Consider the following 14,231-nt stretch of genomic DNA (forward strand, 5'->3'; position numbering starts at 1 on the left):
TCATGAAAGGCAAACAGGCATTATGGTTTGTAGGGTTGTGGCTGGCAGGATTTTTAACGCTGGCCCTGATTGCTGGCGCATTCCGCTTTCTGGTGCATTTGGCTTATTAAATTAGTAAAACTAAAAAAATGAAAAAAGTGATCTGAATGTCCTGATCACTTTTTATTATTTGCCATTTATCTTTGATAAAACCAAATTTACGATTTTACCTGTTTACGATACACACTTGGACGTACAGGACGAGTATGTTTCCAAAGGCCTTTTTTCTGTTTCTTAGCTTTATTTTGCAATTCCATCATATAGCGTAAATGGTTTTTATCCTTGATATATTCTTCATAGACCCACGCTGCACCACGTTTGACAATCTCTTCATTGATATTTTTGCGATAGCGGTAGATCACACCGACACAGCGGCCATAACGGTCAATGTCGGTAATCTTGACCCGAACCATTTTATTATTCACCATGCTTTTGACCAGACGCTGCGATTCCTTGCCATAGGCTTGTGATGATTCAGGGGCATCGACAAAAGCAAAGCGCAATTTGGTCTCAGAGCGACGAATGTTAAAACGGTAGCAGGTGAGGGTATCACCATCACTTACGGCTTTTACACGGCACCAGTATTTTTTGCCTTTCTTAAAAGGGCGGAAAACATCTTTTAAATAAACTGTAATTTTATGCAGCAGATAATAAGAAAAACATAGCAATACTAAGCCCAGCACAATTTGCCAGGTGATGGAGAGATTTAACAAAGGCAAGATCCAAATCAGCAAAACCAGCTGTAAAATCACAGCTAAAAGTCGAGCCATTTTAGAGCAAAGCCAGTAGATCTACGGATTAAAAGCTAATCACTCAGTGTTTAGTTTTGTACCAGCTAAAATAGCCTAAGTATATTTTTCTGGCGAAAAGATGAATCTGCAACCATCTAAACTTATATATAAAATAGCCTAAGCAATTTAAATTTCTTTATAAATAGCCTAAGTGAAAATTTTATAAATTTCAGCTCTCAAAAATTGATGTCTCTTATTCTCGTGCAAATCCTTATGCCAATATATCCCCATATTAATTTTCGGCAGGTCCACAGGGACTTCAAAAATATTTAGACTGGTAGCCAATTGTAAATGTACCAATACATTTTTAGGAATAGTCAGCATAGCTGTCTTTTGTTGTTCCAAAATTTGCAGAGCAGTTGAGTAATGCTGACAGCGTAAAAAAATCTGTCGTGAATATTGTTTACGGCTTAAATAAATATCCTCAACTAAAACGCCAGTACGGCGTGATGACACGCCAATATGAGGTGAGGCAAGATAAATCTGCTCATTCATTTCTGTTAATTGTGTACACACTACAAATTCATCTTGAACCAGACGCTCAAACTGGATTTTTTCAGCAATGTTTTGTTCCAGATCTATGACAAAATCGACCTGTTGAGAGGCGAGGTCTGCTGCTATATTTTTACGGTCCAGCTTCATGCTGCTAAGTTGAATTTCCAGATTGAGTTGTTGAAAGTGCTGAACCAGTCTGGGAAAGATCATTGGCTCAATTTCATCATGTACGGCAATTTTCAAACTCTGAATCATTTCCGGTCTGAAGTGCTGATGCTGTATTGAAATATTTTGAATCGCAAAAAGTGCATTCTTCAGCTCAGGATAGATCTGTTCCGCAAACGGCGTAGGTTGCATTTTGCTGCCAGTACGTACAAATAAATCATCCTGTAAATGCTGTCTTAAACGTTGTAAAGCATGACTGGCAGCAGACTGGCTAACTGATAAAATCTGTGCAGCTTTAGAAATACTGTTCTGCTCATAAATTGCCATAAAAAGCGGATAAAGGTTAATGTCGATACGATGAAAATTTCGCAGGTCCATGACTGTTTTAGAATGAATGCTATGCATAATAATGTATGGAGTAAAATCATTTTATTCATAATAGGTTTTGGGTTAAGGTGTTGTAAAGCGTATGAATTAGAATATTTAGAGGGATAAAGAGATGTTTGAGCTTTCAGCACGTGCACAAGATTATTTAAATAGAACCAAAAAATTTATTGCTGAGGAAATTGAACCAGTTGAAGCTGATTTCTGGCAGCAAGTTCATGAGTTGAACCAAGGCGGCGACTGGACCAAATGGCAATGGCCTGCAGAACTGGAAAGCTTAAAAGCCAAAGCCAAGGCAGCTGGCCTTTGGAATATGTTTCTCCCTTGTTCTGAACTTGGCCAGGGTTTATCGGTTCAGGAATATGCACATATTGCCGAACTTTCAGGTCGTAGCCTGATTGCACCAGTCGTATTTAACTGTAATGCGCCAGATAGCGGCAATATGGAAGTATTGTGGCGTTATGGTTCTGAAGAACAGAAACAGCAATGGCTGATGCCACTTTTAGAAGGAAAAATCCGTTCGGTCTTTTGTATGACTGAACCTGCAGTCGCATCCAGTGATGCGACCAATATGCAGGCAACGGCGATGGTGGAAGGTGATGAGATTGTTCTCAATGGCCGTAAATGGTGGTCATCAGGTCTAGGCGATCCAAATGCCAAAATCATTATTTTTATGGCGCATACTCCAGATGAAACAGAAGACCGTCATCATCAGCATTCGATGGTTTTAGTTCCTGTGGATACTGCCGGCGTTAAAATCGAACGCATGCTACCTGTATTTGGTGACTACGATGCACCACATGGCCATGGTGAAGTCAGCTTTGAAAATGTCCGCGTTCCGGTAGCGAATTTTATTGGTGGCGCCGGTCAGGGCTTTGAAATTGCCCAAGGTCGTTTAGGACCAGGCCGTATTCATCATTGCATGCGCTGTATCGGGGCTGCGGAAAAATCCTTAGAGTTGATGATTGACCGAGGCATGAGCCGGACAGCATTTGGCAAAGAGATTTTAAAACTTGGCGGCAATCTGGAACGTGTCGCGGAAGCCCGGGTTGCAATTGATCAGGCACGCCTTTTGACCTTGTATGCCGCCTATAAAATGGATACTTTAGGGAATATGGCGGCACTGACTGAAATTTCTGCAATTAAAGTCGTTGCGCCAAGTGTGCTGGAAAAAGTTGTCGATATGGCAATCCAGATCCACGGCGGTGCCGGTGTCTCTCGTGATACGCCACTGACCGGATTCTTTGCCCAGGCACGTGCCTTACGTTTGGCTGATGGCCCGGATGAAGTGCATAAGGGCATGATTGCCAAACTGGAACTGGCAAAACGTGGCTACAGTACACGCCACAAAAAATAAACTGGCTTAAATAGAAGATTGCAACGTATTAAAAAATTTTAAGGAAAAATTATGGCGGTTATTGATGTAGGTGGAGCAGTTCGTGCAGGTGAAGAACTGGATGTACAAGCCATCACCAATTGGTTAATTCAGCAAAATGTGAATGTTGAAGGCCCTGTGCAAGTGACCCAATATTCAGGCGGAGCTTCAAACTGGACCTACCGTTTACAGTATGCCAATGCCGATTTAATTTTACGTCGTCCGCCACAAGGTACCAAAGCCAAATCAGCCCATGATATGGCACGTGAATATCATGTGCAGAAAGCCTTGGCTGAACATTATCCCGTCGTGCCTGAAATGGTCGCGCTTTGTCAGGATGAATCAGTGATTGGTTGTGATTTCTATGTGATGAAACGGCTTGAAGGAATTATTCCTCGCGCCAAAATGCCAGCTGAGCTGCAGCTTACTGAATCCGATATCCGGACTTTATGTATCAATGTGATTGATAAACTGATCGAATTGCATCAGGTGCCTTATCAAGGAACTGAACTTGAAAATCTCGGTAAGGGTGAAGGCTATTGTCGCCGTCAGGTCGAAGGCTGGGATGTACGTTATGAAAAGGCTAAAACTTTAAATGTTCCATCGTTTAAATATGTGCGCAACTGGCTTAAAGATAATATTCCTTCAGATTCTAAAACCTGTGTGATTCATAATGACTGGCGTTTTGATAATGTCATCTTAAATCCGGAAAATCCGACTGAAGTGATTGGTGTACTGGACTGGGAAATGGCCACCCTTGGCGATCCGCTCATGGATCTAGGTTCTGCCTTGGCCTATTGGGTAGAAGATACCGATAATGCCATTTTTAAAGCGACTCGTCGTCAGCCGACCAATCTAAAAGGTATGTTTACCCGTAAAGAGGTCGTAGATTATTATCTTGAAAAAACCGGTTTGCAACCGGAAAACTGGGCGTTTTATGAGGTGTTCGGAATTTTCCGCCTCGCGGTGATTGCCCAGCAGATCTATTATCGTTATTACCATAAACAGACTAATAATCCAGCGTTCAAGGATTTTTGGGTGGTGATTCATGCCTTGCATATTCGTGCCTTAAAACTGATTGGCAAGCAAAAACTGGAAGCCAATGAGATTGCACAAAAGTATGTGCTTAAATTTAAAGAGATAATGCCAAAATGACTACCATTTACTTGATCCGGCATGGCCAGGCCTCTTTTGGCGCAGAAAGTTACGATCAACTTTCGCCCAACGGCGAGTTACAGGCAAAGCTTTTGGGTCGCTATTTTGACGAAATCCTGAAAGAAGCGCCTTATGTGGTGGCAGGTTCCATGCAACGCCATCAACAGACAGCGCAATTATCACTGGACGAATGTTTTCCGGAAAGCGAGATTCTGACCGATAGTGCCTGGAATGAGTTTAATCATCAGCAGGTATTTGCGCGTTATGAGCCGCGCTTTAATCAGCCTGAATTGCTGAAACAGGATGTGTCAGAACATGAAAATCCACGGGATTATCTGAGCAAGATTTTTAGCGGTGCAATTGCACGCTGGACTGGCGATGATTATCACCATGAATATGATGAATCTTGGCCAAGTTTCAAAGCACGCGTGGAAAGCGGCTTAGAAAATTTGTGTGACAAGCTGGCCAAAAGCCGTCCGCGCTATGCAGTGGTCTATACCTCAGGTGGTGTGATTTCTGTTGCAGTGGGTAAGATTTTAGGGCTGAGCCCGGAGAAAACCTTTGCCCTAAACTGGGCGATTACCAATACCAGTATCACGACACTGCGTCTGGTGGGTAATGAACCGCAACTACTCAGTTTAAATGAACATCATTTTATTAAAGCACAGCATCCAGACTTATTGACCTGGATTTAAAATGAGATTGAAAACGTAATGCGCTAGAAAAATAAAGGAATAGGGTAAACATATGGTTAAAACAATTTTAATTACCGGTGCAAGTTCAGGGATTGGCGCCGGTATGGCACGTGAATTTGCAAAAAAAGGCTATAATCTGGCCATTTGTGCGCGTCGTCTGGAGCGTCTGGAAACCTTAAAACAGGAACTGGAAAGCCAATATGGCATCAAAGTCATTGCCAAAACTTTAGATGTGACCGATTACGATCAGGTTTTTGAGGTTTTCCGCGCGTTTAAAGAAGACTTTGGCACGATTGACCGAGTGATCGTCAATGCCGGTGTCGGTGAGGGCCGTCGAATCGGTAAAGGTAATTTTGCCATTAACAAAGCCACGGTGGAAACCAACTTTATTTCGGCATTGGCACAATGTGAGGCTGCAGTTGAAATCTTCCGTGCACAAAACTCTGGTCATCTGGTGATGATTTCATCCATGAGTGCCATGCGCGGTATGCCAAAACATTTAACGGCTTATGGTGCAAGTAAGGCCGGCGTGGCTCATTTAGCGGAAGGCATTCGAGCTGAACTGATCGATACGCCAATTAAAGTCACCACCATTTTCCCAGGATATATTCGGACTGAAATTAATGAAGGGGCAAAAAAGCTACCTTTTGAAGTAGATGAAAAAACCGGTTCGCGTTTATTGGCAGCAGAAATTGAAAAAGCGCCAGTGAAAGCCTATGTACCGAAATGGCCTTGGTTACCACTCGGTCTAGCCATGAAAGTATTACCACTTAAACTGGTGAACAAGTTAGGTTAAAAGTAATCTTAGATCTATAAAAAGAGAAGCTAGAGCGCTTCTCTTTTTATTTTATGACAAACTGAGAAAAATTTCTAAACCAGTATTTTTTTCTAAAAAAATGTATAGCTTGAATTTTCAGAAAAGCGAAATCTTATAAATCCTAATGTATTGATTATTAAAATAAAGTTTTAAATTATCAAAAATTATATTTTTATTTTATTGATGAATTTGCAATTAAATCAATTACTTTTAAATTTTCGTTTCATGAGAAAGACCATCTTTTACTTTTCCTAATTTTCGCCAATTTTAAGAACTTTTCCAAACTGTCCAAAACTTAGACATACTCACTCTAAAAGTGGAAAGATAACTTCTCTTTTTTAGAATTTCCTTTAATGTACAACCGTTCAGAAATTAAAGGTTGTCCATATGTCTACATCTGCGGATATGACTGACCAGCAGCGAATCTCCAAGGTCAGAAGTATCGTTACCCAGGCCGGGGAAGAGGTACGTGCTCGTTATCCCATACTCAAACATCAGAACTTTATCGGTGCGAGTATTTTAGGCTTTGCCTGGGCAGGCATGATTGCATGCGCGGTAGCATATGGAACCGGTTATCTCTCAGCATGGTTTACCATTCCTTTGATTGCGATTTTTGCATCATTGACCCATGAACTGGAACATGACCTGATTCATTATATGTATTTCAAAAAAACACCTTGGGCACATCATTTGATGCTGGCACTGGTCTGGCTGGCACGTCCAAACACCATCAGTCCGTGGGCACGTCGTCGTTTACATTTGCATCATCATAAATATTCAGGCACTGAACATGACCTGGAAGAACGTGGCATCAGTAATGGTATGCCTTGGGGCATTCGCCGAATTCTGGTGATTAGTGACCAGTTGATGTCAGTGTATCTGCGTCCATTTCAAATGTTTAAAATGATTCATCTTTTTCTGGAAAAGCAGCCTGAAAAAGAACGTAAAATTGCCATGATTTCTCAGTTATGCGGCTTTTTACCTCTCAGCATTATTTACTATGGATTATGCTATCTGTTTGTGGTCTTTCATGGTTTAAATGCGGTTGCACCACTATTCGGTTATGAGATGCTCTGGTCGCAAGGCATTGTCGATGCTATGCCAATCGTAAATCTGCTGGCAGTCATCTGGGTGATTCCTAACTTTATCCGTTCTTTTAGCTTGCAGTTTGTCAGCTCAAGTATGCATTACTATGGCGATATCGATCCACGTGATGTGATCAAACAAACCCAAGTGCTCAATCCATGGTGGATGGTCCCGTTCCAGTTATTCTGCTGTAATTTTGGTTCGACCCATGCAATTCATCATTTTGTGGTCAAAGAGCCATTTTATATCCGTCAACTGACGTCCAAAACGGCGCACAAAGTGATGAAAGAAGTGGGTGTGCGTTTTAATGATGTGGGAACTTTCAAGCGTATGAATCGCTGGAATGATTATAAAATCTGATAAGTGAGCTTGTAAAAATCCTGCTTTTTAGCGGGATTTTTTTATATTCATCCTTTGTGATTTATTCAATGTCACAAAGATATCTAAGCCTATATTTTGCAAGAATCCTATCTTGTCAATTTAGGTGAACATTCATTTAAAATGACTGTTGAGGAAATAGTTCAAAAGGATAAACTCAGGTAAAATCAATTATATCTCTATATAAATTAGCCCACTATGTTGCTGAAAGCCGCCACCATTGCCTTGATTCCTGCACTTGTCATTCAGGGTAATCGCGTCAAGAAAAATACCTTGAAGTTGCCTGAACCACAGGGAAAACGTGAAGGTCGAACAGGAACAGGCAAAAAACTTTCTCTGCTCATTTTAGGAGATTCCGCGGCGGCAGGTGTAGGAGTCGAACATCAGGATGATGCATTACTGGGTGCAATTCTGCATGAACTGAAAAATAACTTTGAAATTGACTGGAAATTACAGGCCAAAACAGGCGATACCAGCTCAAAAGTAATTCATGCTTTGGACCAGATTGAAGTCCAGCAATATGATGTAATCGTCACGTCGGTTGGCGTCAATGATGTGACCAAACTGATGCCTGCTGATATTTGGATTCAGAAACAGGAACAGCTTTATAGCAAAATCCAGCAAAAATTTAGTCCGAAACTGATCATTGCTGCCGGAGTTCCGCCAATGAATATGTTTCCGGCGCTACCGAATTCTTTAGCCTGGCTATTTGGCCAGTATGCTAAACAGATGAACCAGCAACTGGAAAAATTTGTGAATCAGCAAGTGAATATGCAATGGATTGAATACGATATTGAAAAATACCGTGCCATGAATTTACAAATGGCTGTAGATGGTTTTCATCCGAGTAAGGAAGTTTATACACTTTGGGGACAAGAAGTAGCTGGCAAGATTCGCAAGACCTTTTAAAATAGTTGAAATCTCTCAATTTAGTTAATTCTATGTCTGATATTGAAACCCATCCGCTACCGCCATTTTTACCACCCAATGCCAAATTGCTGATGTTGGGTAGCTTTCCGCCACCTGCCACACGCTGGAAAATGAATTTTTATTATCCGAATTATCAAAATGATATGTGGCGGATTTTTGGACTGATTTTCTTTGAAAATAAAGATTACTTTTTAGATCTACCCAATAAAAAATTTCAGGAACAATTAATCCGGGATTTTTTAACAGAAACGGGGATTGCGATTTTTGATAGTGGCTATCAGATCCGGCGTTTAAAAGGCAATGCTTCAGACAAATTTTTGGAAATAGTAGTACCCACCAATATCGAGCAACTGCTCAGCCAAATGCCGCAGTGCAATCATATTATGACCACAGGCGACAAGGCCACAGACACCATGATGCTGTCCATGCCTGAAGGGACTTTAAAGCCGAGTATTGGCCAGCTAAGTCAGGCCCATTTTGTCGGACGTGATCTGTATTTATATCGCATGCCTTCATCTTCTCGAGCATATCCGGTTTCTCTGGAGAAAAAAGCCGAAAGTTACCGGACAATGTTTGAGCATGTGGGTCTGGTTTAATATTTAATCCAATAATCAGGTGAAAATGGTTAAAGAGATTTTTTTCTGCATATAAGAAATAAACTTACTATTTGTAAGTTATTGGCCTTATTTATTCACATATTTGGATATTCGACCCAGCGATAGCTATTGATCTTAATCTCCCGGACATGATGAAAGCTGGACCAGATTAACTGACTACCTTTGGTCCATTTTAAAGCTCGAATACGCGACTCCACCTGTCGTATTTCCTCAAGCGAGGCCGGACGTAAAGGACCAATTTCTGCATATAAGCGTACTCCTGGATAACGCTTAAATTTACCTTTAAGTAACGAATGAAACCAAAACAGTTTGCTACTGTTCACAGCCTGTATGCATGCCATCGGCTGATGCTGTAAATTCTCAGAAAAAGTAGTGGAATAAGTATCAAAGAAGAAACCGATACTGGTCTTTTTGTTGAGAAATATGGTTCCGATCGGAGTAATACTAGGAAAGCCTTTGGGGTTGACTGTTGCAATAGAGCAATGCATGGCAGCCCGTTGTGCATCAGCGACCACCTGACGAATCTGTTGCCATTCACTATCAGAAATCATGTCGTGATTCTCTTTTTATTTTTTATAAATTTTATAACAACTTATTTAGCTTGGCATTGCCTGAAAAAATTGAAGATAGGGCAGTTTAATCAATCTAAAACGTCACTCAGATTATAAAAAAGAGCCCCATAGGCTCTTTAAAAAATGCAAAATTCGGCGATTAGTCATCGTATTCGACATAATCCCACAAATTTAAACGTGCTTTAATTTCCTGACGGATTTCAGGCAACATCGGCAAAAGAGTACCATCAATCCATAAGCTTAACGCTTGGGCAGAGAGTACTTGCTGCTGTTCATCGACCAGTTGTGCACCTTTCAACATGATACCGGTCTCATCAGTGGCTTCAGTTTCTACACCTTTAAATAAAACCTGTAATTCATAACTACTATCCTGAATCTGCCATTCCAGTTCGAGCTGAATATTTTCACTGGATTTCAAAACTACCTGTCCCTCGACCGTATCGGAGTCGGACAAACAGTCATGTTCCACCCGAATTTTGGCCAAATACCATTCTTGCTGGGATAAATCATGGAGAGTTTTTACAGGCGTGAGAATATCACTGAACTTAAACTGACGGCTTAGATCAAAAAATTGCATGGGAGTGGAGGGCGAACAAGCGCAAAATACGAGAAAAATGTAATTCTAAAGTAAGCGCAATAGACTGTAAAACCCTTTAAACGATGATTGGACTAAGTTAATTTAAGCGGTCATTCTCAAAATACAGGCTTTTCATGTCGTCGTAATTGTGAGGTCATTCTAATGTCATTACATTAACCATTCACCGGGAAATTTCGTCACCAGATTCATCATAAAACGCTGGAATTTTGTAGTTTCCGGATCATGTAAATGCTGAATACTACGGCCATCTTTTTGATGTTCCAGCCAAATCATTTCATTTTTTTCGTTCAGTTTAAGTTGATAAGCCACGCGTGGTAAGTACTGATCCATCGCACTGGTGATTTCCTTCTGAAAATCTTCCGATTCAATGACCAGACCGACTTCGGTATTCAGATAGGCTGAACGCGGATCAAAATTAAATGAACCGACAAACACCATGCCATCTAGATCAAAAAATTTGGCATGCAAACTGGAGCTATTTTTGTTTTTAGCCGGGATGATGTCTCCAGTCATAATTTCATACCAGGTCCGTTCCGGACGGACAATGTAGGGTTTAAATTCCCAGAGTTCGATGCCACTTTTCAATAATTGCTGACGATATTGCTGATAATAGGCATGCACCGCAGCCACATCATTGGCCTGAAAAGAGTTGGTCAGGATTCTGATTTTCACACCTTGTTGCGCACGGCGGGTTAAATAGTCGGCCCCTTTTTGCGTGGGAATAAAGTACGAGGACACCAGTTCCAGATGTTTTTTTGGCTCACCCATCAGTTCGAGCATATGGGTATAAATATAATCGCCATTTTTGGCATGGGGGCGTGCTTTTGCGGGACTATCCGCAACAAAATAAGCCGGCGCCCAGTGAATGGGTTGTTTTTTTAAGTGTTGTTCGACTTGTTTCTCGGCAATGCCCACCCGGCGTTTGAGTTCAGTTTCGTCAACATCTTCTCGTTCAAATTCAGTTCTGAGCCTTTTAAGCATTTCAGGATGGCCGGCATCATTCAAGATCTGTCGAACGTCATAACTCAGATCATCATTCCAGAAGTTAATAAAGGTCTGATTGGCATCTGTTACGCTTTGCCCTGCGAAGAATATATCCACATCGGTGAATTGAAAATCTTCACTGGCATCAAAATATTCACTACTGATATTGCGGCCGCCGGTCACGGCTGCAGTGCCATCCGCAATGATTAATTTATTGTGCATGCGATGATTGACCTTTTTCATCCGGAAGCCATAATCTAGCGCACGTAAATGACGAAATTTATAGGGATTAAAAATCCGGACTTCAAAATTTGGATGCTGGCTTAAAGCAAGAAGCTTGTCATCAAGCTGGGTGCCATTTTGATCATCAATCTGGACCCGAACTTTGACACCGCGATCGGCGGCTTTGAGTAATTGGGACAAGATCATATTGCCAATATAATCATCCTTCCAGATATAATATTGTAGATCCAGATGATATTTGGCTTTGTTAATCAGGTGCAGGCGTGCTGCCATACTCATAAAGCCATCATAGAGCGGCAAGAAAGCCGTTTTACCGCTATTGATCTGTTGTTTTGAAAGTTGATTGTCGATCCAGTGCGCAGGTCGAACCGGCGTGATTTTCGCTTCTTCAGCAGTGTTGGGAGCCAGTTCACAGCCAGAAAGCATGATGCTAAAAGTAAAAATGCTCAAACATACAAAGGGCGAAGGTTTAGTCATTGATGTTCCATTAATTATAGGATCTTTTATTCCTTATCTGATGATGTTAATAGTTGAATCTGCGAATAGAAAGAGGTTACTGTTAGTCATCTGTAAATCAGCAAAAAAAGACAGTTTTACATGAAATCACGTGCAGCAGTTGCGTTTGGTCCAGGCCAGCCATTAGAAATTGTAGAAGTGGATGTTGCTCCACCAAAAGCAGGTGAAGTACTGGTAAAAATTAGCCATACAGGCGTGTGTCATACCGATGCATTTACCTTGTCTAGTGAAGATCCTGAAGGTGTATTTCCTGCAATTTTGGGTCATGAAGGTGCGGGTGTGGTCGTTGAAGTAGGTGAAGGGGTCACCAGCCTGAAACCGGGCGATCACGTGATTCCGCTTTATACTGCTGAGTGTGGCGAATGCTTGTTCTGTAAATCAGGTAAGACCAACCTGTGTGTTGCTGTGCGTGCGACCCAGGGTAAAGGTGTCATGCCAGATGGTACGACCCGTTTCTCTTATAATGGCGAGCCGATCTATCACTATATGGGTTGTTCAACTTTTTCTGAATATACCGTGGTAGCTGAAGTTTCTCTGGCAAAAATTAATCCTGAAGCCAACCATGAGCATGTTTGCCTGCTTGGTTGTGGGGTGACTACCGGTATTGGTGCATAACACCGCTAAAGTTCAGGAAGGCGACAGTGTTGCAGTATTTGGTTTAGGTGGTATCGGTCTTGCTGTAGTACAAGGCGCACGTCAGGCCAAAGCCGGCCGTATCATTGTGATTGATACCAATCCGGATAAATTTGAACTGGCGAAACAGTTTGGTGCAACAGATTTCCTGAATCCAAAAGACTATGATCAGCCGATCCAGCAAGTGATCGTCGAAATGACTGGTTGGGGGGTAGACCATTCATTCGAATGTATCGGTAATGTAGATGTAATGCGTTCAGCACTAGAATGTGCGCATCGTGGCTGGGGTCAGTCGGTAATTATTGGTGTAGCCGGAGCAGGTAAAGAAATTTCAACCCGTCTATTCCAGTTAGTCACAGGTCGTAAATGGATGGGTACTGCTTTTGGTGGGGGGAAAGGTCGTTCACAATTACCGGGAATGGTAGAGCAATCCATGAAAGGTGAAATTCAGCTGGAACCTTTTGTGACTCATACCATGCCATTAGGTCAGATCAATGAAGCTTTTGACCTAATGCATGAAGGCAAGTCGATCCGTACAGTCATTCATTTTGACTAAGCTGTTTTAATCTAAAAAAGACCGGTATTAAACCGGTCTTTTTTATGCGGCTTTCACTTGATTCAGGATACATTAGTGCATGAAAGCCTCACAGAGAGTCACTGAAACAACACACGCCTGCTAATGTCATTACATGCCAGATGCTTATATTAAATAGGACGTATGAAAATACGTGATAAAACCATTTTAAAGAATAAGGATAAGCTCTATGTCGAATGATAATTTTGATCGTGATGTAATTAAGAATGCGCCTAAAGATGTCCGCGATGATTTAAATGCTGATCCAATTACGGGTGAACCTGGCGCACATCCTGTAGGTACAGGTGTAGGTGCTGCAGGTGGCGCAGCGGCAGGTGCAGCCATTGGTGCTGCAGGCGGTCCAGTCGGTGTCGCTGTTGGTGGTGTAGTCGGTGCTGTTGTTGGTGGTCTGGCAGGTAAAGGTGTAGGCGAAGCTATAAATCCAACAGAAGAGCAAGCTTACTGGCGTGATAATTCGATCAATACGCCATACTATTCAGATGCCCGTACTAGCTATAGCGATCTGGATTATGACCGTGATTATGATACGGCCTACCGAGTCGGTTATGAAAACCGTGGCAGCTATGATGCCCATACCCGTTTTGAAGACGTAGAACCTGATTTGAGACTGAAATGGGAACAAATGAAAGGCGAATCTCGTTTAAACTGGGAACAGGCTAAATTTGCAGTGCGTGATGCCTGGAATCGTGTTTCACGTTAATTTTTAATCTTTGGATTAAACTGAAGTTTCTTTGGTAAAATCTGCAATAGGTTTGTGGGTTTTACCAATTTTAGTGATACATCTCACGGTTTGATGAATTAATAAATAAAAGTAGAAAAGTTAATAAATATTTTTTTATATTTAATGCTTGTCAAATGATCACAGAGCGCGTATTTTAATTTCAGAATCACATTTTATGAAAGACATAACATGTTAAAGCAACCTATCATTTCAAACGCATATTTTTATTTCTGGCAGTTTAGCTAATTGCCTGAATGCGTTTGGGCAATGAAAAGGTTGCCCACCAGTTTATACCTGATCGGCAACCCTGATCAGGTTTTTTTATGCCTTTCATTTTTTACAATATTTTGGAGACAGCCATGACAAACTTTAACTATTCATACTTTAACAACTTTTATTGGTCTTATTTTAGTCAGCTAATGACACTCACAACACCTTCGAT

The 14,231-nt window shown here is 41.4% G+C and carries 13 protein-coding genes and 1 pseudogene; 9 read left to right on the plus strand and 5 right to left on the minus strand.

The window, feature by feature from the left end; all coding sequences use genetic code 11:
* Positions 1-197: 197 nt before the first annotated feature.
* Positions 198-809 (minus strand): thermonuclease family protein, encoded by a 612-nt coding sequence (locus AC1P5O_RS01445; RefSeq protein ID WP_005266277.1) that lies wholly within the window; start codon positions 807-809, stop codon positions 198-200.
* 168 nt (positions 810-977) lie between these two features.
* Positions 978-1,895 carry a LysR family transcriptional regulator gene (locus AC1P5O_RS01450; protein WP_348942046.1) on the minus strand — a complete coding sequence of 306 codons (918 nt, stop codon included), beginning with the start codon at positions 1,893-1,895 and terminating at the stop codon, positions 978-980.
* Between the two features lie 94 nt (positions 1,896-1,989).
* Here AC1P5O_RS01450 and AC1P5O_RS01455 point away from each other — a divergent pair, with 94 nt between their 5' ends.
* The 7 genes from AC1P5O_RS01455 (at position 1,990) to AC1P5O_RS01485 (ending at position 8,906) form a co-directional block, all read left to right on the plus strand.
* Complete coding sequence (locus AC1P5O_RS01455; protein WP_005266280.1) at positions 1,990-3,231, plus strand: acyl-CoA dehydrogenase family protein; 1,242 nt, start codon at positions 1,990-1,992, stop codon at positions 3,229-3,231.
* A 51-nt stretch (positions 3,232-3,282) separates the two neighbouring features.
* On the plus strand, positions 3,283-4,404 hold the full coding sequence (locus tag AC1P5O_RS01460) for a phosphotransferase family protein (protein ID WP_005266281.1): 1,122 nt from the start codon (positions 3,283-3,285) through the stop codon (positions 4,402-4,404).
* On the plus strand, positions 4,401-5,099 hold the full coding sequence (locus tag AC1P5O_RS01465) for a histidine phosphatase family protein (protein WP_005266282.1): 699 nt from the start codon (positions 4,401-4,403) through the stop codon (positions 5,097-5,099). Before AC1P5O_RS01460 ends, AC1P5O_RS01465 begins: the two co-directional genes overlap by 4 nt.
* 52 nt (positions 5,100-5,151) lie before the next feature.
* Positions 5,152-5,895 (plus strand): SDR family oxidoreductase, encoded by a 744-nt coding sequence (locus AC1P5O_RS01470; RefSeq protein WP_005266283.1) that lies wholly within the window; start codon positions 5,152-5,154, stop codon positions 5,893-5,895.
* A 408-nt stretch (positions 5,896-6,303) separates the two neighbouring features.
* Entirely contained in the window at positions 6,304-7,362 is a 1,059-nt protein-coding gene (locus tag AC1P5O_RS01475; RefSeq protein ID WP_005266284.1) for a fatty acid desaturase, read from the plus strand.
* 216 nt (positions 7,363-7,578) lie between these two features.
* Positions 7,579-8,289 (plus strand): SGNH/GDSL hydrolase family protein, encoded by a 711-nt coding sequence (locus AC1P5O_RS01480; protein WP_005266285.1) that lies wholly within the window; start codon positions 7,579-7,581, stop codon positions 8,287-8,289.
* Positions 8,290-8,321: 32 nt separating this feature from the next.
* On the plus strand, positions 8,322-8,906 hold the full coding sequence (locus AC1P5O_RS01485) for a uracil-DNA glycosylase family protein (protein ID WP_005266289.1): 585 nt from the start codon (positions 8,322-8,324) through the stop codon (positions 8,904-8,906).
* A 95-nt stretch (positions 8,907-9,001) separates the two neighbouring features.
* On the opposite strand, the gene AC1P5O_RS01490 is transcribed toward AC1P5O_RS01485, so the two are convergent.
* The 3 genes from AC1P5O_RS01490 to AC1P5O_RS01500 all read right to left on the minus strand — a co-directional run bounded on the left by AC1P5O_RS01490 (position 9,002) and on the right by AC1P5O_RS01500 (position 11,801).
* Positions 9,002-9,478, minus strand: a complete 477-nt coding sequence (locus tag AC1P5O_RS01490) for a pyridoxamine 5'-phosphate oxidase family protein (protein WP_005266291.1) — start codon at positions 9,476-9,478, stop codon at positions 9,002-9,004.
* Between the two features lie 160 nt (positions 9,479-9,638).
* A complete protein-coding gene (locus AC1P5O_RS01495; RefSeq protein WP_005106837.1) occupies positions 9,639-10,076 on the minus strand; it encodes a hypothetical protein in 438 nt (145 codons plus the stop codon).
* A gap of 168 nt (positions 10,077-10,244) precedes the next feature.
* On the minus strand, positions 10,245-11,801 hold the full coding sequence (locus tag AC1P5O_RS01500) for a phospholipase D family protein (protein ID WP_005106839.1): 1,557 nt from the start codon (positions 11,799-11,801) through the stop codon (positions 10,245-10,247).
* A gap of 120 nt (positions 11,802-11,921) precedes the next feature.
* Between AC1P5O_RS01500 and AC1P5O_RS01505 the strand changes: the two are divergent.
* Both AC1P5O_RS01505 and AC1P5O_RS01510 read left to right on the plus strand, forming a co-directional pair.
* Positions 11,922-13,029, plus strand: a pseudogene (locus AC1P5O_RS01505) (S-(hydroxymethyl)glutathione dehydrogenase/class III alcohol dehydrogenase).
* Positions 13,030-13,237: 208 nt separating this feature from the next.
* Positions 13,238-13,768, plus strand: a complete 531-nt coding sequence (locus AC1P5O_RS01510; protein ID WP_005266297.1) for a hypothetical protein — start codon at positions 13,238-13,240, stop codon at positions 13,766-13,768.
* The last annotated feature ends 463 nt before the right edge of the window (positions 13,769-14,231 follow it).

The organism is Prolinoborus fasciculus (assembly GCF_056724605.1).

What these genes read in the sequence shown, in the direction of transcription:
- AC1P5O_RS01445 (WP_005266277.1), bottom strand. Translation starts at nt 809, where the DNA reads ATGGCTCGACTTTTAGCTGTGATTTTACAGCTGGTTTTGCTGATTTGG.
- AC1P5O_RS01500 (WP_005106839.1), bottom strand. Translation starts at nt 11,801, where the DNA reads ATGACTAAACCTTCGCCCTTTGTATGTTTGAGCATTTTTACTTTTAGC.
- AC1P5O_RS01490 (WP_005266291.1), bottom strand. Translation starts at nt 9,478, where the DNA reads ATGATTTCTGATAGTGAATGGCAACAGATTCGTCAGGTGGTCGCTGAT.
- AC1P5O_RS01465 (WP_005266282.1), top strand. Translation starts at nt 4,401, where the DNA reads ATGACTACCATTTACTTGATCCGGCATGGCCAGGCCTCTTTTGGCGCA.
- AC1P5O_RS01480 (WP_005266285.1), top strand. Translation starts at nt 7,579, where the DNA reads ATGTTGCTGAAAGCCGCCACCATTGCCTTGATTCCTGCACTTGTCATT.
- AC1P5O_RS01460 (WP_005266281.1), top strand. Translation starts at nt 3,283, where the DNA reads ATGGCGGTTATTGATGTAGGTGGAGCAGTTCGTGCAGGTGAAGAACTG.
- AC1P5O_RS01470 (WP_005266283.1), top strand. Translation starts at nt 5,152, where the DNA reads ATGGTTAAAACAATTTTAATTACCGGTGCAAGTTCAGGGATTGGCGCC.
- AC1P5O_RS01450 (WP_348942046.1), bottom strand. Translation starts at nt 1,895, where the DNA reads ATGCATAGCATTCATTCTAAAACAGTCATGGACCTGCGAAATTTTCAT.
- AC1P5O_RS01485 (WP_005266289.1), top strand. Translation starts at nt 8,322, where the DNA reads ATGTCTGATATTGAAACCCATCCGCTACCGCCATTTTTACCACCCAAT.
- AC1P5O_RS01455 (WP_005266280.1), top strand. Translation starts at nt 1,990, where the DNA reads ATGTTTGAGCTTTCAGCACGTGCACAAGATTATTTAAATAGAACCAAA.
- AC1P5O_RS01510 (WP_005266297.1), top strand. Translation starts at nt 13,238, where the DNA reads ATGTCGAATGATAATTTTGATCGTGATGTAATTAAGAATGCGCCTAAA.
- AC1P5O_RS01475 (WP_005266284.1), top strand. Translation starts at nt 6,304, where the DNA reads ATGTCTACATCTGCGGATATGACTGACCAGCAGCGAATCTCCAAGGTC.
- AC1P5O_RS01495 (WP_005106837.1), bottom strand. Translation starts at nt 10,076, where the DNA reads ATGCAATTTTTTGATCTAAGCCGTCAGTTTAAGTTCAGTGATATTCTC.